Origin of the sequence: Paracidovorax anthurii (genome assembly GCF_003269065.1) — a bacterium.
GTDB classification, from domain to species: Bacteria; Pseudomonadota; Gammaproteobacteria; order Burkholderiales; family Burkholderiaceae_C; genus Paracidovorax; species Paracidovorax anthurii.
In genome coordinates, this window is sequence record NZ_QLTA01000035.1 from 20,557 (window position 1) to 46,582 (window position 26,026).

The window sequence follows — 26,026 nt, forward strand, 5'->3', positions numbered from 1 at the left end:
ACCAGCCGGCCATCGGCTTGCACCGCGCCTTGGCGCGCCGGCACCCCGAAGGCGCCACGCAGAGCCCCGGGCAGGCCGCCGGGCGCGGCGTCAGAACACCGCGTGCGTGCGCGCCCGGGCCGGCGCCAGGGCGTCGGCCAGATCGCGCGCGAGCGGGCCTACTTCGTCCCCGCGCAGCGCGCCGAGGCTGATGCGCACGGCCGGCCCGCCCGCGAGCCGGAAGGGCGCGCCCGCCTGCACGGCCCAGCCGCGCGCGGCCAGTGCCGCGACGGCGGCGGGTTCCGCGTCCACCGGCACCCACACGTGCAGGCCTTCGCCGCCCGTGGCCAGGACCGCGCCCTGGGAGCGGAGCGCGAACTCCAGCGCCTGCCGCCGCCGCGCATAGGCCTGCCCGGCCCGCGCCAGCTGGCCCGAGCCGTCCGCATCCCGCCAGAGCCGCGCCGCCAGCGACTGCAGCAGGCGGCTGACCCAGCGCGGCCCGGCGGCCTGCTGGGCACGCAGCGCCTGCATGAGCGCGGGCGGGCCGGCGGCCAGCGCCACGCGCAGATCGGGCCCGAGGAACTTGCCCACCGAGAGCACATAGAGCCAGAGCGGCGGCAGCGCGTCGGCCGGCGCCAGAGGCTCCTGGCTGAGCGGGCCCCAATGGTCGTCCAGGATGCACAGCAGGTGCGGCCGGGCCAGCAGCAGGCGGCGCAGCGCCCGCCAGCGCGGCGCCGAGAGCGCGCAGCCCGTGGGGTTGTGGGCGCGCGGCGTGAGCACCAGCGCGGCGCAGCCGTCCAGCACTTCTGCGGGCGGAACGATGACGCCCTGCGCATCCACCGGCAGCGGCACGGGCTTGAGCCGCAGCGACTGCAGCAGCGCGGCCATCGGCGGCCAGCAGGGGTCTTCGAGCGCCACGCGGTCGCCCGCGCGCGCATGCTGGCGCAACGCGCGCTCCACCACATCGAGCGTGCCCGAGAACACGCCCGTGGCCTCCGTGGGCAGGCCCTGGCGGGTCAGCCAGGCGTGCGCGGCCTCGCGCCAGAGCGGGGCCTCGGCCGGGCCGCCATAGCCCTCTCCGGCATAAAGGCCGGGCCACGCGTCGGCGCGCAGCCGGGGCAGGAGCGCCGGGTCCACATCGCCGCTGGCCAGGTCGCGCAGGCCCTGCGGCAATGCCTGCGCCCCGTGCGGCAGCGGCAGCGCCGCCGCCACGCGGGTGCCCCGCCGCCCGTCCGTCTCCAGCCGGCCCGCATCGCGCAGGCGCGCATATGCGGCCGCCACCGTGTTGGGATTCACGCCCAACTGCGCGGCCAGCGCGCGCACGGCCGGCAGCGCCGCGCCGGGCGCCAGCGCGCCGGAGCGCAATTGCGCCTCGATGCTGCCGGCGATTTCAGCGGCGGAATCACCATTGAATGACCATGAATCCATACATTGATCTTAATGTATTGGTACGAATGATTTTTTGTACTAGTTCAATTTCTTCAGGTGGATTTTCTTGTGAGAAAGACGGAATTCCATGCCGATGCGCCGGCATGCGCGGGGCCGGGGCGCTGGCGATGCCAGGAAAGGAAAACCGGGCGTTGCGGGCCATGGGCCACGCGATGGAGCGGATCGCGCCTCTCGCCTGCCCCAGGCGCGGAGAACGCCCGGCCGATCACGGCGCCGAAGGCGGCGTGGGTGCGTATTTGTCGCCCACGGCTTCGCGCAGCGGATGCGTGTCGTAGACGATGTGCATCTCCCGGATGCGCGCGCTGCCTTCCGCGAAGCTGAACACATCGACACAGGTGAACGCCACCTGGCGGCCATCGCTCAAAGTCCAGTCGTACCGGAAGTAGGCGGCCACGCGGACGGTGCCGCCCGCGGGTTCGACCGAGGCCATGAGATCGATCGGCGTGATCACGCTGGCCGCGGAGGCCTGGGCGAGCTTCCGGAAGAAGTCGCCCGCCCGCAGGGTGCCGAGGAAGGGCGAGTGCACGATGCCCTCGGGTTCGAAGCAGGCGATCAGGCCTTCGGTATCGCCCGCGTGCAAGTGGGCAAGGTAGGTCCTGACGGTGGCGAGCGGTTGTTGCGGCATGGGAGGGAGCCTTTCGCGGCGCAGTGGTTGCAGCGCACAGCTTTCCCGCTTCGGCCTGCCCCGGCAAGGGGCGGCAGCGGCAGATATATAAACCGCGTTGATGTATCTACGCCATCTGCAGTACCTCCGCGCGGTGATCGAACAGGGCTCTTTCGCCGCCGCGGCGCGGGCCTGCGGCGTCTCGCAGCCCGCGATCAGCCATGGCATGCGGGTGCTCCAGGACCGCTTCGATGCGCCCCTGCTCGCGCGGGACGGGCGCCGGTATGTGCCCACCGACCTGGCGCTGCGCGTCGCCTCCGAGTCGCGCTCGGTGGCCGAGCGCATCGACGCGCTGCTGCCCGGCACGGCACCCGCGGCAGCCCTTGCCCGGGGCAGCCCATCCGTGTTGCGCGCCGGCCTCACGTCCTCGGCCGCCATCGTGTGCGGTCCGGTGCTGTACCGGGGCTGGTGCGCGGGACACCCCCGGCGCTCGCTGGAACTGGTGTCTGCCGACGAAGGGCGCCTGCTCGCCGGCCTGCTGGAGCAGCGGCTCGACATCGCCATCGCGCCGCGTCCGCGCGGGTTCGCGCACCACGGCATCGTGCAGCGGCGGCTGTATGCGCTACGCCCCCTGGTCTATGCGCGCCGCGGCCATCCGCTCGCCCGCGCGCGTTCGCTGGAGGATCTGCGGGGCGCCGCATGGGCGCGCGTCGAGCCCAGCGTCAGCGGGCCCGTGGATGTGCTGACCGAAGCCCACCGGGTGCGGCAACTGCGCCCCCCGCGCGTGGCCGCGCGCTGCCCGGACTTCGCCAGCATGCTGCAGATGGTCGCGGCGACCGACCTGCTCGCCGTGGTGCCCCATCCCGTCCTGGCGGGCGGCGCGGCCGCGCTGCTCTCGCCGCTGCGCCTGCGCGAGGCGTTGCCGCTCTACGACATGTGGCTGTTCGAGCCCGCCCGCCGGCCATCGAAGCTGCCGGCCGGCCTGCGGCGGCAATTGCAGGACCTGGGCGACGCCGTGCCCTAGCAGGCGCTGCGCGGGTGCGGAAAACGCACGGCGGCGGCCGAAAACGCCGCCGCAGGGGTTTACCAGGCCAAAAAGGCTGTGCTAGCATGGCCGCTCTTTTCCAGCCCCCATGCAACGCAGCCGCCTCCTACCGACCCTATCCCTAGGCCTAGTGCCTGGCCGGGGTCTGCCTGCGTTTGCTTCCCCCGTTGCCCGCTGATCCGACGATCCCGTCGCCAGCCCGCGCAACACCGACGTCCCCCTGACCCCGGCCCACGAACCAGCCTCCACCCGCGTGGAGGGCTGCAGGGAACGTCGCACCGGTTTTCTTCCTCGCTGATTTCCCGCCGTGGCGGCCCATCGCCGTCCTTGCACCGCCTGCGTGCGGTGGCCCGCCCGGCCCGACCCCGTTTCGTGGAGCCTCTCATCATGATCGCCAAGCCCGCCACCAAGTACCAGCCCATCGCCCCCGTCGCCTTGCCCGACCGCGCCTGGCCCTCCCGCACCATCACCCAGGCCCCGCGCTGGCTCTCCACCGACCTGCGCGACGGCAACCAGGCGCTGTTCGAGCCGATGAACGGCGAGCGCAAGATGCGCCTCTTCGAGGAGCTGGTGCGCATCGGCTTCAAGGAGATCGAGGTGGGTTTCCCGGCCGCGTCGCAGACCGACTTCGACTTCGTGCGCCGCCTCATCGAGGAAAACCGCATTCCCGAGGACGTGACGATCATGGTCATGACGCAGTCGCGCGAGGACCTGATCGAGCGCACGGTGCAATCCGTGCAGGGCGCGCCGCGCGCCATCGTGCACCTCTACAACGCCACGGCCCCGGCGTGGCGGCGCATCGTGTTCGGCATGAACGTGTCGCAGGTGATGGCCTTCATCGACCACCACGTCTCGTTCCTCAAGCGGCTCACCGACGCGCAGCCCGCCACCGCCTGGACGCTGCAGTATTCGCCCGAGACCTTCAGCGCCACCGAGCTCGACGTCTCGCTGCGCGCCTGCCAGACGGCCATCGCGGCCTGGGGCGCCGGCCCCGGCCGCCCGATCATCATCAACCTGCCGACGACGGTGGAGAACGCCACGCCCAACGTGTTCGCCGACCAGATCGAATGGATGCACCGCCGCCTCGCGCCGCGCGAGCACATCGTGCTCTCGGTACACCCGCACAACGACCGCGGCACGGGCGTGGCCGCGGCCGAGTTGGCGATGATGGCCGGCGCCGACCGCGTGGAGGGCTGCCTCTTCGGCAACGGCGAGCGCTGCGGCAACGTGGACATCGTGACGCTGGCGCTCAACCTGTACACCCAGGGCGTGCACCCCGGCCTGGATTTCTCCGACATCACCCACGTGGCGCGCGTGGCCGAGGAATGCACCTCGCTGCCCATCCATCCGCGCCATCCGTACGCGGGCGACCTCGTCTTCACCGCGTTCTCGGGCTCGCACCAGGACGCGATCAAGAAGGGTTTCGCGGCGCAGGACCCGCAGGGCCTCTGGGAAGTGCCCTACCTGCCCATCGACCCGGCCGACGTGGGCCGCACCTACGACAGCGTGATCCGCGTGAACAGCCAGTCGGGCAAGGGCGGCATCGCCTTCCTGCTGGAGCGCGAGCGCGGCGTGGTGATGCCGCGCCGCCTGCAGGTGGAGTTCAGCGCCGTGGTGCAGCGCGCCACCGACGCGAGCGAGGGCGAGATGGGCGGCGATGCGCTCTGGGGGCTGTTCCGCCAGACCTACATCGCCCCGCCCGCGGAAGGAGCGCCCGGCACGGTAACGCTGCACGGCCAGCGCCTGGAGGAAGACGGGCAGGGCATCGCGCTGGACGTGACCATCGGCGGCGTGCGCCAGACGCTGCAGGGGCGCGGCAACGGCCCCATCGACGCCACGGTGGATGCACTCGGCCTGCCGCTGCGCGTGGACCACTACGAGGAGCGCGCCACGGGCGCGGGCGCCAATGCCCAGGCGCTGGCCATCGTGGAGGCCGCGCTGGAGGGCGTGCCGGGCGCGACCTTCGGCGTGGGGCTGGACCACAGCATCGTGAGCGCCTCGGTGCAGGCCGTGGTGGCGGTGGCGAACCGGCTGCTGGCGCGGCGTCAGGCGGGCGGCCACGCACCGCAGCGGGCCGCGGCAACGGCCTGAGCACGGGGCTGCGAAAGCCCCCGGACTCGGGCCGGGGGCGCCGCCTGGGTTAACCTGCGGCGCCATGCATTCCGGCCTCTTCGCGATCCGTTCATGGCGTGCGGCGCCCGTGCTCGCCTCGGTGCTGCTGCTCGCCGCCTGCGGCACGGCGCCGCCCACCCCGACCCGCGCCCCGCAAGGCACGGCGCCCGCGTACTCGCACCTCTCGCCCGAGGCATCCAGCGACATCGCCATCCACGCCATGGGCCTCGTGGGCACGCCCTACCGCTATGGCGGCAACACCCCCGAGGGCGGCTTCGACTGCAGCGGCCTCATCGGCTACGTGTACCGCAGCCTCGCCGGGGTGGCTCCGCCGCGCACGGTGGCGCAGCTCAGCGATTTCGGCACGCCCGTGGCCGCCAGCGAGGTGCGCACGGGAGATCTGGTGATCTTCGGGTCCGGCCGTCCGACGCACGCGGGCATCGTGGTGGACGGCAACCGCTTCGTGCACGCGCCCTCCACGGGCGGCACGGTGCGGCTGGACCGGCTGAATTCGGGCTACTGGTCGCGCCAGCCCACGGCGTTCCGCAGGCCTTGAAATGGCGCCCCCCTGAGTCGCCTTCGGCGCCTTCCCCCCAGGGGGACGACACCTGTGGCCTGGCGGAGCCGGATCCACGGTGTCTGCTGGCGTGGCCTGCTCCGTGGCCTTTGGACGGGCAGGGCGTGCCGGTCGCATGGACCCGGGGCGCGGCAGAACCGTGCGGGCATGAGCCGGCGCAAGGTGCCGCCGGCCGGGCGCGCGACAATCGCCGCCCATGACGACCACGACCTCCCAGGGCGCCGCCGCGCCCATGCCCCACGCCCACCGCCCCGCGGCGCAGCCCTCCACCCACGACACCACGCGCATCGACGATACGCGCATCAAGGCGGTGCGCCCGCTCATCACGCCCGCGCTGCTGCAGGAATGGCTGCCCGCGCCGGACGAATCCCAGGCGCTGGTGGAGGCCAGCCGCGCGGCGCTCTCGCGCGTGCTGCACGGGCAGGACGACCGCCTCATCGTGGTGGTGGGGCCGTGCTCCATCCACGACCATGCGCAGGCCATGGACTACGCGCGCCAGCTCAAGGCGCATGCCGACGCCCTCGCGGGCGACCTGCTGGTGGTGATGCGCGTGTATTTCGAGAAGCCCCGCACCACCGTGGGCTGGAAGGGCTACATCAACGATCCGCACCTGGACGGCAGCTTCGCGATCAACGAGGGCCTGGAGATGGCCCGCGCGCTGCTGCTGGACGTGCTGGCGCTGGGCCTGCCCGTGGGCACCGAGTTCCTGGACCTGCTCTCGCCGCAGTTCATCAGCGACCTGGTGAGCTGGGGCGCGATCGGCGCGCGCACCACCGAGAGCCAGAGCCACCGCCAGCTCGCGAGCGGCCTCTCGTGCCCGGTGGGCTTCAAGAACGGCACCGACGGCGGGGTGAAGGTGGCCTCCGACGCCATCCTCGCGGCCCAGGCCTCGCATGCCTTCATGGGCATGACCAAGATGGGGCAGGCCGCGATCTTCGAGACGCGCGGCAACCAGGACTGCCACGTGATCCTGCGCGGCGGCAAGCAGCCCAACTACGCCGCAGCCGACGTGGACGCCGCCTGCGCGCTGCTGCGCGGCGCCGGGCTGCGCGAGCAGGTGATGATCGACGTCTCGCACGCCAACAGCAGCAAGCAGCACCGCCGCCAGATCGACGTGGCCGCCGACGTGGCCGCGCAGATCGCCGCCGGCGACGCGCGCATCACCGGGATCATGGTCGAGAGCCACCTGGAGGAAGGGCGCCAGGACATCGTGCCCGGCCAGCCGCTGCGGGCAGGCGTGTCGGTGACGGATGCCTGCATCAGCCTCGCGCAGACGGTGCCGGTGCTCGAAGGCCTCGCGGCGGCGGTGCGCGCGCGGCGCGGCCGCTGAGAACGTGTTCACGGTCTGAGGGCTGAGCAGGGCGGGGCGGAGCCGGGCGGTCAAAGGCTGTTGTTTCCGGGCGGGTTCCACGCCCGGACAGGGCTGCGCGGACGTTTCACGGTGTAGCATCCGTAAGCGTGCGTTCCGGCCTGCCGGCGCCACGACCGACGGCGCGGCAGGGCCGCGCCACCGTTCCACTTCCACCGCCCTCCCGCCATGCAGGTGCCGCAGCCACCGTTTCCGCCGCCGCCCGGACACAGGCAACGGGCTCTCCGCCGCAGGGCGGCCCCCTGACCATGGGTTCGGGCACGGACCGGATCTGCCAGCGCCTGGACGCGCTGCATGCCTGCGCCATCCTCGACACCCCCCCCGAGGAGACCTTCGACCAGCTCGCACGCCTGGCGGCCCACCTGTGCGGCATGCCGATGGCGGCGATCGGCTTCGTGGACGTCGACCGCGAGTGGTTCAAGGCGAGCGCGGGCATGGCGCTTTCCACCCTGCAGCAATCGGCCGGTGCCCACGCGCTGTGCGCCCTGGCCCAGGGCGGCGTGCTGGTGCAGGTGAGAGACGCGCGCACGCACCCGGTGCTGTGCGACCATCCGCTGGTGCAGGGCCCGCCGCGCGTGCACGCCGCCGCCTGCATGCCGCTCAAGACTGCCGAGGGCCTGGTGCTGGGCGCGGTGGTGGTGCTGAGCACCGAGCAGCGCACCCTGCAGGCGCAGCAGGTGGATGCGCTGCGCGCCATCGCCGGGCAGGCGATGGCGCTCCTGGAGATGCGGCGCCAGCGCCGCAACCTGGCCCGGCGCTCCCAGGACCGCGCGCTGTCCGAGGAGCGCTTCCACCTCGTGGCGCGCGCCACCGCCGACGCCATCTGGGACTGGAACCTCACCGACGATTCGATGTGGTGGAACGAGGGCATGGAGACGCTCTTCGGCGTGCCCCTGCAGACGCTGCCCCACGACAGCACCTCCTGGACCCAGCGGCTGCACCCGGACGACAGCGACTCGGTGCTGGAGGGCATCCACGCCGCGATCGAGGGCACCGACAACCACTGGACCGACGAATACCGCTTCCGCCGCCAGGACGGCAGCTACGCCTGGGTGCAGGACCGCGGCTTCGTGATCCGCGACGAGGACGGCAACGCGGTGCGCATGGTGGGCGGCATGACCGACATCAGCGCGCAGAAGCAGAACGCGCTGCAGTCCCAGCGCGACGCGAGCGCGCACGCCGAGCTGGTGCGCGTGCAGCAGCGCATGAGCGCGCCCGAGCTGCCCATGGAAGAGGTGCTGCAGCTGGTGGCGCGCACGGCCATGGATCTGGCGGACGGGCACGGCGCGATGGTGGTCCTGCGCGAGGGCGAGCGGCTGCGCGTGCGCGCGAGCACCGGCCGCCGCGCGGCCCCGCTGCACGAGACCCGCCCCGCCATCGGCTATCCGCTCTGGCAGCGCCTGGAGGCCGGCGAGACGGTGCTGCACGGCCAGGGCGAGCCGCATGCGCCGCTCTCCACCGACGGCGGGCGGCACGGGCCGGTGTCCTTCATCGCCGCGCCGCTGCGCACGGGCGACAACGTGCTCGGCATGCTCAAGGTGAACGCCGATCCGGTGTTCACGTTCTCGCAGCGCCATGTGGCGTACGTGCAGATCCTGGCCGAATCCCTGGGCGCGGTGCTGCAGCTGCGCAGCTACGCAGCGCAGCTCAGCGCCTCCGAGCTGCAGTACCGCTCGCTCTTCGACGCCCACCCGCAGCCCATGTGGGTCTATGAGCGGGGCACCCTGCGCATCCTGGCCGTGAACCGCGCGATGGTGCGCCACTACGGCTACAGCGAGGCCGAACTGCTGCGCGCGACCACCGTGCAGCTCTGGCCCGAGGATGAGCGCGAGGCACGCGAGCGCGAGGTGCTGGCGCTGCCGCCGGGCCTGCGCCGCGACGCCGTGCACCGCCGCCACCGCAAGAAGGATGGCACCCTCATCGACATGGAGGTGTACGCGGGCGACATCACCTTCAACGGCCGCTCCGCGCGGCAGGTGCTGGCCACCGACGTGACGCAGCGCATGCGCGTGGAGCGCGAGCTGGCCCGCGTGGGCACGGTGCAGCGGCTGCTGAGCGCCTGCAACGAGGCGCTGGTGCGCGCCACCGGCGAGGGCGCGCTGCTCTCGGAGGTCTGCCGCATCGCCCGCGAGGTGGGCGGCTACCGCAGCGCCTGGGTGGGCATGGTGCGCCGCTGGACCTCCGGGCAGGGCGAGCACCACGGCATCGAACCCGTGGCGTGGTCGGGCCTCACCGCCGTGGGCGTGGAAGCCCTGCGCCCGATCGGCACGCCCGGCGCGCCCTGGACCCCCCAAAGCCCCGGCCCCTCCGGCGAGGCCCTGCGCAGCGGGCGGCCGGTGATCGTGCGCGACGTCCGGCAGACCCGCGACGCGGACCTCTGGGCGCAGCCGCTCTCGCAACTGGGGCTGCGGGCCGTCATCAGCCTGCCGCTGCGCGATGCGCAGCAGGTCTTCGGGCTGCTCACGCTCTACCCCGAGGGCACGCTGGAGATCGGCGCGGAAGAAACCGAGCTGCTGCAGCAGCTCGCCAACGACATCGCCTTCGGGCTGGGCAGCCTGCGCACGCGCCAGGACCAGCAGCGCCTGCAGGCCCTGGTGCTCAAGGCCGCCGCGGCCGTGTCGGCCAGCACCGGCACGCAGTTCTTCAAGCAGCTGGCCAGCCACATGTGCGACGCGCTGGGCGCGCAGGCAGGCTGCGTCACGCGGCTGCTGCCGACGCCGGCGGGCCAGCCGCCGCGCGCGGTGACGCTCTCGCGCGTGGAGGAGGGCCGGGCCCAGCCCAATGCCGAGTATTCGCTGGAGGGCACGCCGAGCCTGCGGCTCGTGACCGAGCCCGAGTGCGTGATCCCGCACGGCGTCTCGGAGCTGTACCCCGAATCCCCCGTGGCACGCCTGGGGGCGCAGGGCTACGTCGGCCAGCAGCTGTGCGATGCCGAGGGCCGCGCGATCGGCCTGATCTTCGTGGTCTTCCGCGACCCGGTGCAGCAGCCCGGGCTGGTCACCTCCACGCTGCGCATCTTCGCCGCGCGCGCGGCCGCCGAGATGAGCCGCCAGACCTCCGACGCGCACATCCGCCGGCAGGCCTCGCTGCTGGACAAGGCGCGCGACGCCATCATCGTGCGCGACCTCGACCACCGCATCACCTTCTGGAACGAGGGCGCCGAGCGCCTCTACGGCTGGACGCGCGAGGAGGCCGCCGGCCAGTCCATCGCCACGCTGCTCTACCAGGACACGCAGGAGTTCCTGCGCGCCACCACCGCCACGCGCGAGCAGGGCGAATGGGCCGGCGAGATCGTGCAATACCACCGCGACGGCCGGCGCCTGGACGTGGAAGGCCGCTGGACCCTGGTCAAGGACGAGCAGGGCCGGCCCGACGCCATCCTGGCGATCAACACCGACATCGGCCAGCGCAAGGCCACCGAGCGCGAGATCCAGCGGCTCGCCTTCTACGACTCGCTCACCGGCCTGCCCAACCGCATGCTGCTCATGGACCGCATGCGCCAGGCGCTGGCCACGGCGCAGCGCCGCCGCCAGGGCGGGGCGCTGCTGTTCATCGACCTGGACAACTTCAAGACCCTCAACGACACCCTGGGCCACGACCAGGGCGACGTGCTGCTGCAGCAGGTGGCCGCGCGGCTCAACACCTGCGTGCGCTCGGTGGACACCGTGGCGCGCCTGGGCGGCGACGAGTTCGTGGTCATGATCGAGGCGCTCAGCCCGCGCCCGGACGAGCTCGCCATGAGCGCGCGCACCGTGGGCGAGAAGATCCTCTCGGTGCTGGCCACCCCCTACGTGCTGCAGGGCTACCACTACCGCAGCACGCCCAGCATCGGCGTGGCGCCCTTCAGCGACGCGCGCACCACCACCGTGGGCGAACTGCTCAAGCAGGCGGACCTGGCCATGTACCAGGCCAAGACCGCCGGGCGCAACACGCTGCGCTTCTTCGACCCCGGCATGCAGGCGGTGGTCACGGCCCGCGCCGAGCTGGAGAACGACCTGCGCGCGGCCCTGGCGCGCGAGCAGTTCGAGCTGCACTACCAGCCCCAGGTGGACCAGGGCGACCGCGTGATCGGCGTGGAGGCGCTGGTGCGCTGGCCGCATCCGCAGCGCGGCATGGTCTCGCCGGCCGAATTCATCCCGCTGGCCGAGGAGACCGGGCTCATCCTGCCGCTGGGCCGCTGGGTGCTGCACACGGCCTGCGCCCAGCTCGCGCGCTGGCGGGACGCCCCCGGGCTGGACCACCTCTCGATGGCGGTGAACGTCAGCTCGCGCCAGTTCCACCACGAGGCCTTCGTGGACGACGTGGCGCGCGCCATCGCCGTGACCGGCGCGCCGGCCGGCCGGCTCAAGCTGGAACTCACCGAGAGCCTATTCGTGGAAGACATGGAGACCACCATCGCCACCATGTCGGCCCTGCGCGCCCACGGCGTGGGCTTCTCGCTGGACGATTTCGGCACCGGCTACTCGTCGCTGAGCTACCTCAAGCGCATGCCGCTGGACCAGCTCAAGATCGACCAGAGCTTCGTGCGCGACCTGCTCACCGACCCGAACGACGCCGCCATCGTGGACACCATCATCGCCCTCTCGCGCAGCCTGGGCCTGGACGTGATCGCCGAGGGCGTGGAGACGCTGGAGCAGCGCATGCGGCTGGCGAAGGCCGGCTGCCGCTCCTACCAGGGCTATTTCTTCAGCCGGCCGCTGCCGGCCACGGCGCTGGAGCCCTTCCTGCGCGAGCGGCCCGCGCCGCGCTGACCGGCGCCGCACGCGCCGCCCACGACCCATCGCACGCACGCCAGCCCCCTGCAGAGGGCCGTGGCGGCGCGATCGCCCCCTCAGGGCACCCCCCCTGGCACCTGCCATGCGAAAGGCCTTGCGCGTGGCCCTGTGCGGTCGCGCGATGGACGGGCCGCCGCATTGCGCCCCGCCGTGCTTTCCATGGCCCGCTTCCCCGGCCCCTGCCGCGAGAGGGGGGCACGCCGTATTGCCTGGTCCCCCGCGCCCTGCGCCGCCCCGGCTGTTCCTTTGTTATTCCTTCAATGCTTTTATAAAAACATAGTCGTAGTAGTAAGGACCGGCCCTGTCTGTGGACAAGGCGTTTTTTCCGTTGCAGGACAAGGCACTTGGCGCGTGGTCAACCTTGTGGGTGGAACCGGGGTGCCACTGTCCGTCCGGCGGGGACAAATCCCGCGCACGGCGCCTTGCTGTGGACAAGCGGGCGGTTGTGCGAAAGATGTCCCCAGACTTGTTCCTGGCGGGCCCGTGGCGGAGATTTCTCGGTCGAATCCGCTCCATGTCGCCGTGAAATCTACGTTGTTTGCTATTGAAAAATGAGCAAACAGGAAGAAGAGTACGCCAGGGCGCCTTCGCCGGCGGTGGGCGCCGGCACGTCCGCCCGCGGATGCCGCGCGCCGGATCGCCCAAAAAACCGCGGCCGGGCCGGCATGCGTCACCCGGCATCGGGGCGCGCGGGGGCATCCCCAATGCATCCCGGACTTCCGCCATGGCCCCGGTGTGGCTGTCTTGTTATTCCTTCAAGGTTTTTATAAATACATAGGAATAGTAGTAAGCAACCCCCCTGGATGTGGACAAGCGCTCTTTTCCCAATGGCGGCGCGGACTTGGGGCCCGCGCAACCTTGTGGTGGGAGGGCGGGGGAACGCGGGCGTTGGGCGATAACAACTTGGCCGGATCGCCTCCGCCTGTGGACAACGCATCGGTTGGTCAAAAAATATCCCCAGGTTTACCCACATCCGGCCTCGATGGCGGCCTGCGCCGGGCCAAAAAAAAGAGCCCCGTGAAGGGCCCTGGAGGGATGCCGGCGCGGCGCGTCAGGCGTCAGAAGTGGTAGGCGTAGCGCAGCTGCACGAAGTTCTCGCCGGGATTGGGCCTCTTGATGCCCGCGTTGGAGAGGTGCTGCACGCGCACCATCACCTCGTGCTGGCGCTGCGCGCCCAGGCTGTAGCCCAGGGCCAGGTGCGTGGCGAAGTTGTAGCGGGTGCTGAACTCCTTGTCGGGCGTGTGGTAGCGCGCGTCCATGTAGGTGATGCCGACGCCGCCCTCCCAGAACCAGGGCGCGCGGCCGTTGTCGGGGCGCAGGCGGAAGGTGGGCGTCACGCCGACGAGGGTGGTGTGGCCGGAGCCGCCCGCCACCGCGTCGAAGGACCAGCGGCTGGCGTAGATGTCCCAGTAGCCGCGCACCTCGTTGCCCCAGAGCTCGCTGCGCCAGGAGGCCCAGGGCAGGGTCACGCCCACGGTGGCGGAGTCCGTCTGGTGCTGCGCCCAGCCGCCCTGGACGTACACCGACGGCGTCTCGGGGCCCGCGCCCTGGGCCCAGGCGCCGAAGGAGAGGGCGGTGGCCAGAACGAAAAAAGCGCTCCGGGCCGCCAGGGCGGCGCGGGAGCGCTCCATGAATGGATGAGACATGATGTGAATTCCCAGTTTTGGTTGCGACCGTAAGGTTACACAATTCATGCAACCCACTGTAGGACCGGGGCTGGGAACCCGCATGTAGGCGGTGGCCGCGTGAGCGGCCGCACACTGCGCACCCCTCCGGAGCGTGCAGTCGCTCCGGAGGTTTTCTTTCTTTTCTTTATGGCCCGTATTACTGGGCGGGTGCCGGTGGGGGCGGCGCCGGGGCGCGTTCGCCGCGCGGCCCGCCGTGGCCGGGGTGGGGCTTGCCGCCGGGGCCCTGGCCGTCCATGCCCGGGCGGTGGTGGTGGCCGAACATGCGGCGGCTCTCGTCGTCGAACACCTTTTGCTGCGTCGGGTTGAGCGCGGCATAAAAGGTCTTGACGGCTTCGCCACGGCGGTCCGCCTCGGCGCCGCGCTGGGCGCGGACGGCGCGCATGCGGTCGATGCGCTCCGGCGTGGTGAGCCGGTCCATGCCCTCCATGTCCAGGCGGGCGGGGCGCGGGCCCTGGGGCCGCATGGCGGCGGTGAAGGTCTCCCAGGCGGGCTGCTGGGCGGGGGTGAGCTGGAGCTTTTTCTTCAGGGCCTCGGCGTGCCGGGCCATGCGGGCCTGGCGCTCCTCGGGGCTGGGCATGCGGTGCGGGCGCTCGGCCCCGGCCGGTGCCGGCGCGGCGGCGGCCGTGGCGGAAGCGATGCGTCGTTGCAGGAAGGGGGCTGCCATGGTGTGGATTCCTTTCATGCCCTGGAGGGCGTTGCCACCGCGATCGGTTCGCGCAGCGGTTGAAAGGCAGTGTCGGCCGCCGATGTTTCGCCCCCATGAGTGGGGCGTGTGCCTGTGTAAAGTTGTGCCAAGGCTTTGTTGCGGCGGCCGCCGCGCCGGGCCGCGGGGCGCGCTGCAACGACAATGGCGGCCCTTCCGCCTCCACCGCCGACGCCGGCGCGTCCCGCGGGCGGAGAACCAGATCCAAGGAATCCCCGATGTTCAAGAACATGATCGTCTACCGCATCGCCGAGTGGCATGCGGAGCTGCCGCAACTCGAAGAAGCCCTGGCCCGGACCCCGTTCGCGGAATGCGGCGCCACGCAGGAAAAATCGGTGGGCTGGGTGCCCCCGCGCGGCGAGGCCCACGGCGCGCTGGCCGAATCCGTGGGCGGCCACTGGATCCTGCGCTTCATGGCCGAATCCAAGATGCTCCCGGGCTCGGTGCTGGCGCGCAAGGTCAAGGAAAAGGCCGCGCGCATCGAGCGCGAGACCGGCCGCAAGCCCGGCAAGAAGGAAACCCGCGAACTCAAGGACGAGGCCAAGCTCGACCTGCTGCCCATGGCCTTCACCAAGCAGGGTTCGATGTGGGTGTGGATCGACCCCGAGGCGCGCCTGCTGGTGCTCGACACCGGCAGCCAGGGCCGCGCCGACGAGGTGGTAACCCTGCTGGTGGAAGCGCTGCCGGGCCTCTCGGTGGCGCTGCTGGACACCCAGACCGCGCCGCAGGCCGCGATGTCGCACTGGCTCAAGGAGCAGGAGCCGCCCGTGGCCTTCAGCGTGGACCGCGAGTGCGAGCTGAAAAGCGCCGACGAATCCAAGGCCGTGGTGCGCTATGCGCGCCACCCGCTCGACATCGACGAGATCCGCGAGCACATCGCCGCCGGCAAGCTGCCCACCAAGCTCGCGATGAGCTGGGACGACCGCGTCTCGTTCGTGCTCACGGAGGGGCTGCAGATCAAGAAGGTGTCCTTCCTCGACACCGTGTTCGAGGGCCGGGGCCAGGACGACAGCGGCTTCGACACCGACGTGGCGATCGCCACGGGCGAGCTCTCCAAGCTGATCCCCGACCTGATCGAGGCGCTGGGCGGCGAGGGGCGCACCGGCCTGGACGGCCCGGCGCCGGCCCTGCGCTCGCGCGCCGAAACGGATGCGGGTGCCCCGGCGGCCGCCCCCGGCGCCGCGCTGGCCACGGCCGCCGAAGACGACGGCGCGCCGTTCTGACGCCTGGGGCCCCGCGCCCGCCATCCTTTCGGGGGGTTGGCAGGCCGGGCCATCCGGCGGCACGATGGCGGCCGTTTCCGTCCTTCACCCACCTTTTTCCTGGAGGTTTCCGCCATGCTCCTTCCGAACCGATGGCTCTCCCGCGCGCTGCGCCCCGCCGCCGCCGCGATCCTTGCCGCCGCGGCCCTGTCTGCCCACGCGCACCACGGCTGGTCCTGGGCCGAGGAGGCGCAGTCCGAACTCGCCGGCACCGTGCAGCGCGTGGAAGTGTCGCCGCCGCACCCCTGGCTGGACGTGCGCGTGGCCGACGGCACCGTCTGGCGCGTGGAGCTGGGCAACCCCGTGCAGACCGAGCGCTCGGGCTTCACCGCCGCCTCCGCCAAGGCCGGCGACACGGTCAAGGCCCTGGGCAACCGCGACAAGGACGCCGCCAAGCACCGCATGAAGGCCGTACGCATCGAGGTCGGCGGCAAGACCTACGACATCTACCCCGAGCGCATCCACAAGCACTGACGGGCCCCCGGCATGGACGCACTCCCGACCCCCGCCTGGCTCCTGCCCTGGCTGCAGGCCCTGGGCGGCTTGCCGCCGGCCGCGTGGCTCAAGGCCTCGGGCACGGCCTACCTGGTCGTGAACGCGGTGCACATCGCCGCGCTAGGCCTGGGCGTGGGCGCGGCCCTGCTGCTGGATTTGCGGCTGCTGGGCTGGATCGGGCGCGCGCTGCCGCTGGCGCTGATCGGGCCCTTCCTCTCGCGCTCGGCGGCGGCCGGGCTGGCGTGCGCGGCGGCGACCGGGCTGTGGCTCTTCGCCGTGCGGCCGCTGGACTACGCGCAGAGCCCGGCCTTCCTCGCCAAGCTCGCGCTCATCGCGCTGGCGCTGGCCAACGTGCTGGCCATGCACGCGGGCGGCCGCTGGGCGCGCACGCTGCGCGCGGGGCAGGCCGGCGCGGCGGCCCGGGCGCAGGCCGTGGCGTCGCTGCTGCTGTGGCTGGGCGCCGTGCTGGCGGGGCGCTGGATCGGCTTCCTCTGACCGCCGCGGCGCGTGGAGCCTGCGGCTACCATCGCCCCCCATGGCGCTCAACTGGGTCTGGATCGGCTTCTTCACCATCGCGTTCGCAACGTCCGCCGTGCGCTGGGCACTGGGCGACGCGGACATCTTCCAGGCGCTGCTGGCCGCGATGTTCACGGCCGCGCGCTCGGGCTTCGAGATCTCCATCGGCCTGGCCGGCGTGATGGCGCTCTGGCTGGGCCTGATGCGCGTGGGCGAGCGCGCGGGCATGGTCGAGCGGCTGGCGCGCGCGGCCGGCCCGCTGCTGCGGCGCCTCTTTCCCGGCGTGCCGCAGGGCCACCCCGCCCAGGGCGCGATGACCCTGAACCTCTCGGCCAACCTGCTCGGGCTGGACAACGCCGCCACGCCGCTGGGCCTCACCGCCATGCGCGAGCTGCAGTCGCTCAACACCCGCCCGGGCGGCACGGCGAGCGACGCGCAGATCATGTTCGTGGTGATGAACACGGCCGGGCTCACGCTGATCCCCACGTCCGTCATCGCCATCCGCCAGAGCATCGCCGTGCAGCAGGGGCTGGGCGCGGGCTTCAACGCGGCGGACATCTTTTTGCCCACGCTGCTGGTCACCTTCATCTCGCTGCTGGCGGGCGTGCTGGCTGTGGCCGTGTGCCAGCGCCTGCCGCTGTGGCGCCCGCGCCTGCTGCTGCCCGTGGCCGCCGTGGCCGGCCTGCTGGGCACGGCCGTGTGGGCCCTGGCGCGGCTGCCGGCCGAGCAGGCCGCGCGCATCGCCGGCACCACGGGCGCGGCGGTGATCCTGGGCGTGGTGCTGCTCTTCATCCTGGCGGGCGCGGTGCGCCGCATCAACGTGTACGACGCCTTCATCGACGGTGCCCGGGAAGGCTTCGGCGTGGCCGTGCAGATCGTGCCCTACCTCGTGGCGATCCTGGTGGCCATCGGCGTCTTCCGCGCGGCCGGCTGCATGGACGCGCTGCTCGCCGCCATCGGCGCGGGCGTGGCGGCGCTGGGCTGGGACACGGGCTTCCTGCCGGCCCTGCCCGTGGGGCTGATGAAAGTGCTCTCCGGCGCCGGCGCGCGGGGCCTGATGATCGACGTGATGCAGGCGCACGGCGTGGACTCGTTCGCCGGCCGCCTCGCGGCCATCGTGCAGGGATCGACCGAAACCACCTTCTACGTGCTGGCCGTGTACTTCGGCAGCGTGGGCGTGAAGCACACCCGCCACGCGCTGGCCTGCGCGCTGTTCGCCGATGCCGTGGGGCTGGCCGCGGCCATCGGGGTGGGGTACGCGATGCTGCGGTGAACGCGGCGCGCGGCCCCGTTTGCTGGAGAATCCACGGCTTTGCGCCTTTGCCAGAAAGTATTTCCGTGACCGACACCCCGCAGCGCCCCGAACTCCCCGACCACCTCTCCATCGACCCGCACAGCAAATTCCACGTGCCCGCCGTGTTCGAGCACGACATCGGCATCCGCTTCAACGGCAAGGAGCGCTTCGACGTGGAGGAATACTGCGTGAGCGAGGGCTGGATCAAGGTGCCCGCCGGCAAGACCCTGGACCGCAAGGGCCGGCCGCTGATGCTCACGCTCAAGGGAACGGTCGAGGCCTTCTACAAATAAGAACGTGTTCACGATCTCCCAGGGGTCGCGCAGTGGCGTGTGCGGGAGGGGATGCAAGGCGCGGTGCGCCGCCCATAGCCCGGCTATGGGCTAGCGCCGCAACGCCGCAGACCGCCCGCACACGCCACTGCCCGAAGGGTTGGAGCGAAATCGGGCGATTGAACGCCCCGGCTGCTTGCATGGGCACGAGCCCATGCGGCGCATCCGAGGCATCCACTCATCCCGATTGCGCTCCAACGCGACCCCTGCGAGATCGTGAACACGTTCTAAGGCGCGGTGCGAGGGCGGCGGAGGCCTGGAGGCCTCCGCAGGCCCGCATTGAAGGCCTGGGAGCCCGCATGTCGGCGTATTTGCTGACTCAGTAGCTATTGAAAATATAGCAGCCGCTCGAAGAAACCACCTGGGGTGCGGCCCCGGATCTGGCCCGGAAGACCCTGCCACCGGGGCTGCCGGTCATTGCCCCGCCTGTCGCCGATGGGGTGCTGTCAGTCGCACTGGAACCGCGCCTGCAGCCTGGGCGGGTTCTTCGATGTGCGGGTGGTGGCGGTGCAGCGTTTCGCCGCGTCGTCCACGCGCTGCGCTACGCGCACGGTGCCGCCCGCGTAGTCGCACGAGACGAATTTGCCCTGCGGGTAATCGCCCTCGAAGGTCCAGGTGGCCGTGGAGCCGGCCTTGCCGGGCTTGTCCGATTGCGGGATCAGGGCGGCCTCCTGGGCGGGGGGGCCGTCGAACACGTTGGCGCCGCTCAGGGGGAGGGCCTTCTGGCTCAGCGAGATCTCGGTGCCCGCGGGCAGGCCGGAAGCCTCGGCCCTGGGGGAGGAAAGCCGGACCGTGGCCGGGCATTCCAGCGTGGTGGACGCCGCGGACGCCATGCCGGGCGCGCCGGCCGCCGCGAGGGCCAAGGCCGCAAGCACTCTCCGCGAGAGGGGGGGGCAGGCAATGGTCATGGGAGATCCTCGCTCACTCGATGATGGAATACGCGCCGGCGTTGTTGCTGGGATCGGCGAAATCCCCGTTCTTGCGCTGGGGCTTGGGGCGAACGTAGCGCATGGACACCGTGGGCTTTTGCGTGTCGCTCAACCACTGGTCCATGATCCAGATGCCGCCAGCATCCTGCGAGATGAAGAACGCCGCGTGGTTGCCCGTGGGCAGGCTGCCATAGTTGCCGGAGCTGTTGAACGTGGCGATTGCCGTGCCCTTCTTGATGTTGGCATTGCCGAACACGGTCTCGCCCTGTTTCCAGGAGCTGGTGTGGGGCAGCTGCGCGTAATGCTGCAGCAGGGCCACGCAATGCTTGCTGCCGACCTTGGCGGTTCCCTCGAGCCCTTCGGCATTCTGATAGATGTAAGGCATCTCGTCTTTTCCAGAAAAAACGCGATCCTAGTCGGCCGTGTGCGGTTTCCCACGGCTGTTTCCAATGGTTGCAAAGCAGGCGGGCGGCCGTGCCCGGCCATTCGGACCCGGCTTTGCGATGGGCTGGCAGCGGGCCGGCGCATCAGGGACCGCCGAGGCCCGCGCGTCTGTCCATCGTCAGCCGAGGGCGGAATTTTTTTACTCCGTTATCGACAGGGCATTGCTGCCATGCAGTGCGAAAACCGTGGCCATCGTGTCCAGCAGTTGCCGCTCGGCCGGTGTGGGCTGCATTTGGCGATCGATCCGTGCGCGCACCTGGTTCCGAAACATCCGTGGTCCTGCTTGGGGAGGCAGAAGAATGTGCGGAAAAGTGATCCCATGAGGGCAAATTTTTAAGAAGTCCCCAATTTCCCGGTGAATTTGTCCTGATGGGGGCAAATTTGCGAAGATGGCACTGGCAGGAAGCCAGTGCCATCGACGGGCCCCGTGCGCCTTCTTCACGATCAATGGCGAGCGATGGCTACTGGCCGCGTGGCCCCGCCAGGTCATCCAGGATCGGGCATTCCGGCCGCCCGTCCCCGTGGCAGCAACTCGCCAGCGACTGCAGCGTGCGTTGCATGGCCTGCATGGCGGCGATGCGTTCGCCCAGGGCGTCGATGTGGGCCTGGGCGATGTGCTTCACCTGGGCGCTGGCGCGGTGCTTGTCCTGCCAGAGGCCGAGCAGGGCGGTGATCTCCTCCATCGAGAAGCCCAGGTCGCGCGCGCGGCGGATGAAGCGCAGGGTGTGCACGTCGGCCTCGGTGTACTGGCGGTAGCCGCCGTCGGTGCGGGCCACGCGGCCGAGCAGGCCCAGCGCCTCGTAGTGCCGCACCATGCGCGGCGAGACGCCCGCGCGGGCGGCGGCGGTGCCGATGGCGACCGGGCCGCCGCCGGCATCGGGCCCTGCGCTGGCTTGGGAATGGACCGGCGCGGCGCTCATGGGGCGACCGCGTAGCCTTCCTCGGCGATGGCGGCGGCCACGGCCTCGCGCGGCTGGTTCGTATCGACGGTGACGCGGCCCGCCGGGCGGTCGATGGCCACGGTGGCGGCGGGGTCGAGCTGGCGTACGGCCTGGGTGACGGCGCGCTCGCAATGGCCGCAGGTCATGCCCTGGACCTGGAGGATGTGCTGCTGTGGCATGGAAAAGCTCCTTTCTTTCTTCGGTGGCCCGGGGATGCGGGCGATGGACGGGATGGCGGATGCCATGGTGGACCCTGACATGGTGGCAGAGTCAAGCGCCGGCCGGCCACTGCCGCGCGGCTTGACCTTGCCATGATGTCAGGGGTTAAGGTGCCGGCATGGATGCTTCCCCTTCTTCCGACTCCTCGGCCCCCCGGGCCCTGGACCTCGCCATCGGCGGCATGACCTGCGCGAGCTGTTCGGGCCGCGTGGAGCGTGCGCTGCGCAAGGTGCCCGGCGTGCAGAGCGCCGAGGTCAACCTGGCCACCGAGCGCGCGCACGTCGTCTATGCCGCGCCTTCGGGCGATCCGCCCGCCGCGATGGACGGGCTGCTGCGCCGTGCCGTGCGCAACGCGGGCTACGAGCCGCGCGCGGCCGATGCGCCCAAGGCGCCGCAGGATGCCTCGCCCTGGGCGGGCTTCGGCCCCGTGGCGGCCGGCATCGTGCTGTCGCTGCCGCTCGTGCTGCCGATGCTGGGCGCGCTGGCGGGGCACGGCGGGATGCCGCCCGCGTGGCTGCAATGGCTGCTGGCCACGCCCGTGCAGTTCGTGCTGGGCGCGCGCTTCTACCGCGCCGGCTGGCACGCGCTGCGCGCGCGCGCCGGCAACATGGACCTGCTGGTGGCCATCGGCACCAGCGCGGCCTACGGGCTCTCGCTGTGGCTCTGGTTCACGGCGGCGGTGCGGGGTGGCGGCGGGCATGCGCCGCACCTGTATTTCGAGGCCTCGGCCGTGGTCATCACGCTGGTGATGCTGGGCAAGTGGCTGGAGGCGCGGGCCAAGCGCCAGACCACGGCGGCGATCCGCGCGCTGCACGCGCTGCGGTCCGAGCGGGCGCACTGGATGGGGCCGGACGGCGAGGTGGACGTGCCCGTGGCCGAGGTGATGGCGGGCGACCGCATCGCCGTGCGCCCCGGCGAGCGCATTCCCGTGGACGGCACGGTGGTGGAAGGCCGCACGCAGGTGGACGAATCCATGCTGACCGGCGAGCCCCTGCCCGTGGCGCGCGGGCCGGGCGACGCGCTCACGGGCGGCTCCGTCAACGGCGAAGGCCGCGTGGTGCTGCGGGTGACGGCCGTGGGCGCCGAGACGGTGCTGGCGCGCATCATCCGCCTGGTGGAGGACGCGCAGGCCGCCAAGGCGCCCATCCAGCGGCTGGTGGACAAGGTTTCGGCCGTGTTCGTGCCGGTGGTGCTGCTGCTCGCGCTGCTCACCCTGCTGGGTTGGCTGGCGGCGGGCGCGGGGGCCGAGGCGGCGCTGATCCACGCCGTGGCGGTGCTGGTGATCGCCTGCCCGTGCGCGCTGGGGCTGGCGACGCCGGCGGCCATCATGGCCGGCACGGGCGTGGCCGCGCGCCACGGCATCCTCGTCAAGGACGCGGAGGCGCTGGAGGCCGCGCACCGCGTGGGCACCGTGGCCTTCGACAAGACGGGCACGCTCACGCTGGGCCGGCCCCGCCTGACGGCCTTCGAGCCCGCGCCCGGGGCGCCGGCGGAGCCCCTGCTGGCCGTGGCGGCCGCGCTGCAGGCCGGCAGCGAGCACCCGCTGGCGCGCGCCACGCTGGAGGCGGCGCGCGAGCGGGGCCTGGGCCCGGCATCGGCCGCCGAGGCCGTGCGCGCCGTGCCGGGCCAGGGCACCGAGGGCCGCGTGGACGGCGCGCCCTGGCGCCTGGGCAGCCTGCGGTGGATGGAATCGCTGGACGCCCGCCTGCCCGGGCCGCTGGCCGCGCGCGCGGCGGCGCTGCAGTCGGAGGGCGCCACCGTCTCGGCGCTGGCCGAAGCCCTGCCCGGCGGCGGCGCGGCGGTGCGCGCGCTGCTGGCCTTCGGCGACGAACCCAAGCCCGGCGCGGCCGGGGCGATCGCGGCGCTGCGGGCGCGGGGCCTGCGCGTGGCGATGGTGTCGGGCGACAACCGGGGCGCGGCCGAGGCCATGGCCCGCCGCCTGGGCCTGGACCCCGGGGCGGGCGAGGTGATGGCCGAGGTGCTGCCCGCCGACAAGGCCGCGCGCGTGGCGGCCCTGCGGGGTGGCCGGGAGGGCGGCGCGCCGCCCCGCGGGGTGGCGATGGTGGGCGACGGCGTGAACGACGCGCCCGCGCTGGCCGCGGCCGACGTGGGGATCGCCATGGGCAACGGCACCGACGTGGCCATGCATGCGGCGGGCATCACACTCATGCGCGGCGACCCGGCCCTGGTGGCGGCGGCACTCGACATTTCGCGCCGCACGGTGGGCAAGATACGGCAGAACCTGTTCTGGGCTTTCGCGTACAACGTGGCAGGCATTCCCCTGGCCGCGCTGGGTTACTTGAGTCCGGTGGTGGCGGGAGCGGCCATGGCGCTCAGTTCCGTGAGCGTGATGGCAAATGCCTTGCTTTTGCGTCGGTGGCGCCTTTGAGAATTCGCGTCCCTTCGGTTACGCTTGGCGGGCAAGCTGCAACGTTTTGTTTCATCCATGCGCAAACCCTGCCGGAGGGCGCGCGATGCGGGGATTTGAGGAAGACAACCATGAAATTCGATTCGCTCATGCGGGGATTCACGATCCGGGTGCGCATGCTGGGGGCCATCGCGGTGGTCCTGGGACTCCTGGGCCTGCTCGGCGGCGCCGGCATGCTGGGCATGTTCCGCATCCATGCGATGAGCGAGGAATTCATCGGCCACTCCTTCGCGGAGGTGAGCGCCATGGCCGAGCTGCGCGGCGAGATGGGCGCCATCCGCCAGCACGAGAAGGACATGATCATCCAGTACGAGAAACCCGAGGGCGTGCAGAAGGCCCACGCCGCTTGGACGGCGAGCCTGGACCGTGCCAAGAAGGTGGCCGGCACCTTCCTGGCGGGCGCATCGGACGGCGACAACCAGCTCGCGCAGTCCATCATCACGCGCCTGGACAGCTACCGCGGCCAGTTCTCCAACATCGCGCGCCAGCTCGAATCCGGGGGCTACGACAGCGCCACCGTCGCCAACCGCATGAGCGGCAAGGCCATCGCCGAGTTCGCCGAGGCGGACAAGCTCATGACCCAGCTCGATGCCGCGCTGCGCCAGGAGGTGGAGCAGGTGACCCAGCGGCAGCAGTCCGTCTCCAGCCAGACCAAGTGGCTGTTCGCGCTGGCCGTGGTGATCACCGTGGTGGTGGTGGTGCCGCTCACGCTGCTGAACATGAATTCCATCTGCCGCCCGCTGGTGGACGCGCGGCGCATGGCCCAGGCCATCGCCGGCGGCGACCTGTCGCAGAGCCTGAGCGTGGAGGGCCGCGACGAGGTGGCCGACCTGCAGCGCTCGCTGCAGGGCATGCAGGAGGGCCTGGGCGCGCTGGTGTCGCAGGTGCGCGACGCCAGCGGCAGCATCGCCACGGCCAGCCAGGAGATCGCCTCGGGCAACCAGGATCTCTCCTCGCGCACCGAGCAGACGGCCAGCAATGCCCAGGAGGCCGTGGCCTCGCTCTCGCAGCTCACGGCCACGGTGCAGCAGACGGCCTCGTCCTCGCAGGTGGCCAACCAGCTCGTGGCCTCGGCCTCCGGCATCGCCACGCGCGGCGGCAGCGTGGTGGAGCAGGCCGTGGCCAGCATGCACGAGATCTCGGCTTCGAGCCGCAAGATCAGCGACATCATCGGCCTGATCGACTCGATCGCCTTCCAGACCAACATCCTCGCGCTGAACGCCGCCGTGGAGGCCGCCCGCGCGGGCGAGCAGGGCCGCGGCTTCGCCGTGGTGGCCGGCGAGGTGCGCAACCTCGCGCAGCGCAGCGCCCAGGCCGCCAGCGAGATTAAGGGCCTCATCAGCTCCAGCGTGACCGCCGTGAACGGCGGCGTGCGCCACGTGGAAGACGCCGGCACGGCCATGAAGGAGATCGTGGAGAGCGTGCAGCGCGTCTCGGACATCATCGGCGAGATCAACTCCGCCGCATCCGAGCAGTCCGCCGGCATCGGGCAGGTCAACGGCTCGGTGGGCGAGATCGACCGCATGACCCAGCAGAACGCCGCCCTGGTGGAGCAATCCGCCGCCGCCGCCGAATCCCTGCGCGAACAGGCCGCGCGGCTGTCGCAGGTGGTGCAGCAGTTCCATCTGGCCGATTCGGAGGTGGCCGGCGGGGCGCGGGGTTACGCGGGCTCTGCGGCGCTGGCGTCGGGGAGTGGGCGGACGGCGTTGCTGTCGGCTTGAATGCGCGTGCGGGCTTGCTGGCCGGGCAGGCCGGCAGGGCCTGCGGATAGACCCCGCACGGCCTATGGAACGGCGACGCTTTTGAGCGTGGACAGCAGCCGTTCCCACAGGTTCTTCGGCATGTCGCCGGCCACCATGTAGTAGATGTCCGGCCTGTCCGTGAAGAGATAGGCGATGTCCAGCCGGGGATCGGATTGCCGTATCCGGATCGCCGTCAAAGGCCCTTTCGAGAATTTCTCGTAGCTGACGGCATCTGCAATGGATTCGGCCTTCCTCACGAGGTCCAGGCTCTCGTCCTGGCGCGAGGTATCCCCGAGCAGTTCGTAGAACGCCAAGGGCGTGCGGAGGCGGTGCTTCTCGAAGATTCCCAGCCGCTGGTAGCGCTGCCGCAGCGCCTTGGCTTCCATGGCCTGGATGACCGGCCCCTGGGGAAGCCCCTGTTCCGGCGGTGCGAGCGCCACGAAGGGCTGCCCGTCCGTGGGAACGAAGAACCTGCCGACCAGGCTGGGTGAAAACTGCATCTCCAGCCCGCCGAACTGCAGCGTGGCGCAGCCGGGGCAGGGCTGCTCGGGGGGCCAGGGCTGCGCAGCCAGGCCGGCGCATTGTGCCGCCAGGCTGGACAGGCCCAGGAGTGTGCCGAGGAGGGATCGCTTCATGCCCATCGTGCGAATTGCAGTGCGCTTGCGCCCATGGAGGCCAGTTGGAAGTCGGAGCGGAAATTCTGCACGGCTTTCTTCGCGCAGGTAACGCTCAGCTTCTTCTGGATGTTTCGGTATCCCACGCCCGCGAGCTGCATGGACAGCCAAACGACCGACGCCGGACCGCCGGCTGGCCGAGGAACGAACGAGAGCGCCTGGGAGCATTTCGCGGTCTCGGTCAGCATGTTGTGGAAGACCGTCGCAACGCCGTCATTGACCACGCCATTCCAGGGGACGGGAACCTGCGCGAATCTGAAAAAGGAATCGATCGTTTCCTTCAGCGCCGCTTTCTGTGCATCGGTATTTTCCTGATCTCCGGACATAGGACCCATGTGCGATTGGATCGTTGCATGCTATGCCAGTGGATGATTGAAACGATGGCAATTCGCGGAGACCTTGCTTATCCAGCACATAAGCGATTGAGGCGCAGCAGAAGCTATGCCAGG

At 71.4% G+C, this 26,026-nt stretch carries 23 protein-coding genes; 12 read left to right on the forward strand and 11 right to left on the reverse strand.

Annotated elements, in window-relative coordinates:
• Nucleotides 1–90 precede the first annotated feature (90 nt).
• From AX018_RS16210 to AX018_RS16215, 3 genes are all read right to left on the reverse strand, one after another.
• Complete coding sequence (locus AX018_RS16210; RefSeq protein WP_111879199.1) at nt 91–1,407, reverse strand: aminotransferase class I/II-fold pyridoxal phosphate-dependent enzyme; 1,317 nt, start codon at nt 1,405–1,407, stop codon at nt 91–93.
• Nucleotides 1,382–1,570: a hypothetical protein gene (locus tag AX018_RS24890; protein WP_146749342.1), complete on the reverse strand. Its 189-nt coding sequence runs from the start codon at nt 1,568–1,570 to the stop codon at nt 1,382–1,384. The genes AX018_RS16210 and AX018_RS24890 overlap by 26 nt, the downstream gene beginning before the upstream one ends.
• A gap of 63 nt (nt 1,571–1,633) precedes the next feature.
• Nucleotides 1,634–2,053 (reverse strand): nuclear transport factor 2 family protein, encoded by a 420-nt coding sequence (locus AX018_RS16215; protein WP_111879202.1) that lies wholly within the window; start codon nt 2,051–2,053, stop codon nt 1,634–1,636.
• Nucleotides 2,054–2,153: 100 nt separating this feature from the next.
• On the opposite strand from AX018_RS16215, the gene AX018_RS16220 reads away from it, so the two are divergent.
• The 5 genes from AX018_RS16220 to AX018_RS16240 all read left to right on the forward strand — a co-directional run bounded on the left by AX018_RS16220 (nt 2,154) and on the right by AX018_RS16240 (nt 11,886).
• A complete protein-coding gene (locus AX018_RS16220) occupies nt 2,154–3,056 on the forward strand; it encodes a LysR family transcriptional regulator (protein ID WP_111879205.1) in 903 nt (300 codons plus the stop codon).
• A gap of 408 nt (nt 3,057–3,464) precedes the next feature.
• The gene (gene leuA / locus AX018_RS16225) at nt 3,465–5,168 is read left to right on the forward strand and encodes a 2-isopropylmalate synthase (protein ID WP_111879207.1); all 1,704 of its coding nucleotides are present in this window, start codon (nt 3,465–3,467) and stop codon (nt 5,166–5,168) included.
• Nucleotides 5,169–5,232: 64 nt separating this feature from the next.
• Nucleotides 5,233–5,745 (forward strand): C40 family peptidase, encoded by a 513-nt coding sequence (locus AX018_RS16230; RefSeq protein WP_111879210.1) that lies wholly within the window; start codon nt 5,233–5,235, stop codon nt 5,743–5,745.
• 217 nt (nt 5,746–5,962) lie between these two features.
• Complete coding sequence (locus tag AX018_RS16235; RefSeq protein WP_415842153.1) at nt 5,963–7,096, forward strand: 3-deoxy-7-phosphoheptulonate synthase; 1,134 nt, start codon at nt 5,963–5,965, stop codon at nt 7,094–7,096.
• A gap of 287 nt (nt 7,097–7,383) precedes the next feature.
• A complete protein-coding gene (locus tag AX018_RS16240) occupies nt 7,384–11,886 on the forward strand; it encodes an EAL domain-containing protein (protein ID WP_111879213.1) in 4,503 nt (1,500 codons plus the stop codon).
• 1,082 nt (nt 11,887–12,968) lie between these two features.
• Here AX018_RS16240 and AX018_RS16245 read toward each other — a convergent pair.
• The gene (locus tag AX018_RS16245) at nt 12,969–13,556 is read right to left on the reverse strand and encodes an acyloxyacyl hydrolase (RefSeq protein ID WP_111879216.1); all 588 of its coding nucleotides are present in this window, start codon (nt 13,554–13,556) and stop codon (nt 12,969–12,971) included.
• Between the two features lie 178 nt (nt 13,557–13,734).
• A complete protein-coding gene (locus tag AX018_RS16250) occupies nt 13,735–14,262 on the reverse strand; it encodes a Spy/CpxP family protein refolding chaperone (protein ID WP_111879218.1) in 528 nt (175 codons plus the stop codon).
• A gap of 257 nt (nt 14,263–14,519) precedes the next feature.
• Here AX018_RS16250 and AX018_RS16255 point away from each other — a divergent pair, with 257 nt between their 5' ends.
• From AX018_RS16255 to AX018_RS16275, 5 genes are all read left to right on the forward strand, one after another.
• The gene (locus AX018_RS16255; protein WP_111879221.1) at nt 14,520–15,524 is read left to right on the forward strand and encodes a recombination-associated protein RdgC; all 1,005 of its coding nucleotides are present in this window, start codon (nt 14,520–14,522) and stop codon (nt 15,522–15,524) included.
• Between the two features lie 114 nt (nt 15,525–15,638).
• Complete coding sequence (locus tag AX018_RS16260; RefSeq protein ID WP_111879223.1) at nt 15,639–16,037, forward strand: DUF6152 family protein; 399 nt, start codon at nt 15,639–15,641, stop codon at nt 16,035–16,037.
• Nucleotides 16,038–16,049: 12 nt separating this feature from the next.
• Nucleotides 16,050–16,553 carry a DUF2214 domain-containing protein gene (locus tag AX018_RS16265; protein WP_111879226.1) on the forward strand — a complete coding sequence of 168 codons (504 nt, stop codon included), beginning with the start codon at nt 16,050–16,052 and terminating at the stop codon, nt 16,551–16,553.
• A 40-nt stretch (nt 16,554–16,593) separates the two neighbouring features.
• Nucleotides 16,594–17,847 carry a nucleoside recognition domain-containing protein gene (locus tag AX018_RS16270; protein WP_111879228.1) on the forward strand — a complete coding sequence of 418 codons (1,254 nt, stop codon included), beginning with the start codon at nt 16,594–16,596 and terminating at the stop codon, nt 17,845–17,847.
• 65 nt (nt 17,848–17,912) lie between these two features.
• A complete protein-coding gene (locus tag AX018_RS16275) occupies nt 17,913–18,161 on the forward strand; it encodes a DUF3297 family protein (protein WP_111879231.1) in 249 nt (82 codons plus the stop codon).
• A 485-nt stretch (nt 18,162–18,646) separates the two neighbouring features.
• Here the strand turns inward: AX018_RS16275 and AX018_RS16285 are convergent, their stop codons facing one another.
• The 4 genes from AX018_RS16285 to AX018_RS16300 form a co-directional block, all read right to left on the reverse strand.
• Nucleotides 18,647–19,108, reverse strand: coding sequence for an STY0301 family protein (locus AX018_RS16285; protein ID WP_111879234.1), 462 nt, complete (start codon nt 19,106–19,108; stop codon nt 18,647–18,649).
• A gap of 13 nt (nt 19,109–19,121) precedes the next feature.
• Nucleotides 19,122–19,514 carry a BPSL0067 family protein gene (locus AX018_RS16290; RefSeq protein ID WP_111879237.1) on the reverse strand — a complete coding sequence of 131 codons (393 nt, stop codon included), beginning with the start codon at nt 19,512–19,514 and terminating at the stop codon, nt 19,122–19,124.
• A 520-nt stretch (nt 19,515–20,034) separates the two neighbouring features.
• Nucleotides 20,035–20,493, reverse strand: coding sequence for a Cu(I)-responsive transcriptional regulator (gene cueR, locus AX018_RS16295; protein ID WP_111879240.1), 459 nt, complete (start codon nt 20,491–20,493; stop codon nt 20,035–20,037).
• Nucleotides 20,490–20,693, reverse strand: coding sequence for a heavy-metal-associated domain-containing protein (locus AX018_RS16300; RefSeq protein ID WP_111879243.1), 204 nt, complete (start codon nt 20,691–20,693; stop codon nt 20,490–20,492). Before AX018_RS16300 ends, cueR begins: the two co-directional genes overlap by 4 nt.
• 158 nt (nt 20,694–20,851) lie before the next feature.
• Between AX018_RS16300 and AX018_RS16305 the strand changes: the two genes are divergently transcribed.
• Both AX018_RS16305 and AX018_RS16310 read left to right on the forward strand, forming a co-directional pair.
• A complete protein-coding gene (locus AX018_RS16305; RefSeq protein ID WP_111879245.1) occupies nt 20,852–23,122 on the forward strand; it encodes a heavy metal translocating P-type ATPase in 2,271 nt (756 codons plus the stop codon).
• A gap of 110 nt (nt 23,123–23,232) precedes the next feature.
• Entirely contained in the window at nt 23,233–24,882 is a 1,650-nt protein-coding gene (locus tag AX018_RS16310) for a methyl-accepting chemotaxis protein (protein ID WP_111879248.1), read from the forward strand.
• 62 nt (nt 24,883–24,944) lie between these two features.
• Here AX018_RS16310 and AX018_RS16315 read toward each other — a convergent pair whose 3' ends face one another.
• Together AX018_RS16315 and AX018_RS16320 are read right to left on the reverse strand one after the other, a co-directional pair.
• Complete coding sequence (locus AX018_RS16315; protein ID WP_146749343.1) at nt 24,945–25,538, reverse strand: hypothetical protein; 594 nt, start codon at nt 25,536–25,538, stop codon at nt 24,945–24,947.
• Nucleotides 25,535–25,912 carry a hypothetical protein gene (locus AX018_RS16320; protein WP_146749344.1) on the reverse strand — a complete coding sequence of 126 codons (378 nt, stop codon included), beginning with the start codon at nt 25,910–25,912 and terminating at the stop codon, nt 25,535–25,537. Before AX018_RS16320 ends, AX018_RS16315 begins: the two co-directional genes overlap by 4 nt.
• Nucleotides 25,913–26,026: the final 114 nt, after the last annotated feature.

What these genes read in the sequence shown, in the direction of transcription:
- AX018_RS16210 (WP_111879199.1), bottom strand. Translation starts at nt 1,407, where the DNA reads ATGGATTCATGGTCATTCAATGGTGATTCCGCCGCTGAAATCGCCGGC.
- AX018_RS24890 (WP_146749342.1), bottom strand. Translation starts at nt 1,570, where the DNA reads ATGGCCCGCAACGCCCGGTTTTCCTTTCCTGGCATCGCCAGCGCCCCG.
- AX018_RS16215 (WP_111879202.1), bottom strand. Translation starts at nt 2,053, where the DNA reads ATGCCGCAACAACCGCTCGCCACCGTCAGGACCTACCTTGCCCACTTG.
- AX018_RS16220 (WP_111879205.1), top strand. Translation starts at nt 2,154, where the DNA reads ATGTATCTACGCCATCTGCAGTACCTCCGCGCGGTGATCGAACAGGGC.
- leuA (WP_111879207.1), top strand. Translation starts at nt 3,465, where the DNA reads ATGATCGCCAAGCCCGCCACCAAGTACCAGCCCATCGCCCCCGTCGCC.
- AX018_RS16230 (WP_111879210.1), top strand. Translation starts at nt 5,233, where the DNA reads ATGCATTCCGGCCTCTTCGCGATCCGTTCATGGCGTGCGGCGCCCGTG.
- AX018_RS16235 (WP_415842153.1), top strand. Translation starts at nt 5,963, where the DNA reads ATGACGACCACGACCTCCCAGGGCGCCGCCGCGCCCATGCCCCACGCC.
- AX018_RS16240 (WP_111879213.1), top strand. Translation starts at nt 7,384, where the DNA reads ATGGGTTCGGGCACGGACCGGATCTGCCAGCGCCTGGACGCGCTGCAT.
- AX018_RS16245 (WP_111879216.1), bottom strand. Translation starts at nt 13,556, where the DNA reads ATGTCTCATCCATTCATGGAGCGCTCCCGCGCCGCCCTGGCGGCCCGG.
- AX018_RS16250 (WP_111879218.1), bottom strand. Translation starts at nt 14,262, where the DNA reads ATGGCAGCCCCCTTCCTGCAACGACGCATCGCTTCCGCCACGGCCGCC.
- AX018_RS16255 (WP_111879221.1), top strand. Translation starts at nt 14,520, where the DNA reads ATGTTCAAGAACATGATCGTCTACCGCATCGCCGAGTGGCATGCGGAG.
- AX018_RS16260 (WP_111879223.1), top strand. Translation starts at nt 15,639, where the DNA reads ATGCTCCTTCCGAACCGATGGCTCTCCCGCGCGCTGCGCCCCGCCGCC.
- AX018_RS16265 (WP_111879226.1), top strand. Translation starts at nt 16,050, where the DNA reads ATGGACGCACTCCCGACCCCCGCCTGGCTCCTGCCCTGGCTGCAGGCC.
- AX018_RS16270 (WP_111879228.1), top strand. Translation starts at nt 16,594, where the DNA reads ATGGCGCTCAACTGGGTCTGGATCGGCTTCTTCACCATCGCGTTCGCA.
- AX018_RS16285 (WP_111879234.1), bottom strand. Translation starts at nt 19,108, where the DNA reads ATGACCATTGCCTGCCCCCCCCTCTCGCGGAGAGTGCTTGCGGCCTTG.
- AX018_RS16290 (WP_111879237.1), bottom strand. Translation starts at nt 19,514, where the DNA reads ATGCCTTACATCTATCAGAATGCCGAAGGGCTCGAGGGAACCGCCAAG.
- cueR (WP_111879240.1), bottom strand. Translation starts at nt 20,493, where the DNA reads ATGAGCGCCGCGCCGGTCCATTCCCAAGCCAGCGCAGGGCCCGATGCC.
- AX018_RS16300 (WP_111879243.1), bottom strand. Translation starts at nt 20,693, where the DNA reads ATGCCACAGCAGCACATCCTCCAGGTCCAGGGCATGACCTGCGGCCAT.
- AX018_RS16305 (WP_111879245.1), top strand. Translation starts at nt 20,852, where the DNA reads ATGGATGCTTCCCCTTCTTCCGACTCCTCGGCCCCCCGGGCCCTGGAC.
- AX018_RS16310 (WP_111879248.1), top strand. Translation starts at nt 23,233, where the DNA reads ATGAAATTCGATTCGCTCATGCGGGGATTCACGATCCGGGTGCGCATG.
- AX018_RS16315 (WP_146749343.1), bottom strand. Translation starts at nt 25,538, where the DNA reads ATGAAGCGATCCCTCCTCGGCACACTCCTGGGCCTGTCCAGCCTGGCG.
- AX018_RS16320 (WP_146749344.1), bottom strand. Translation starts at nt 25,912, where the DNA reads ATGGGTCCTATGTCCGGAGATCAGGAAAATACCGATGCACAGAAAGCG.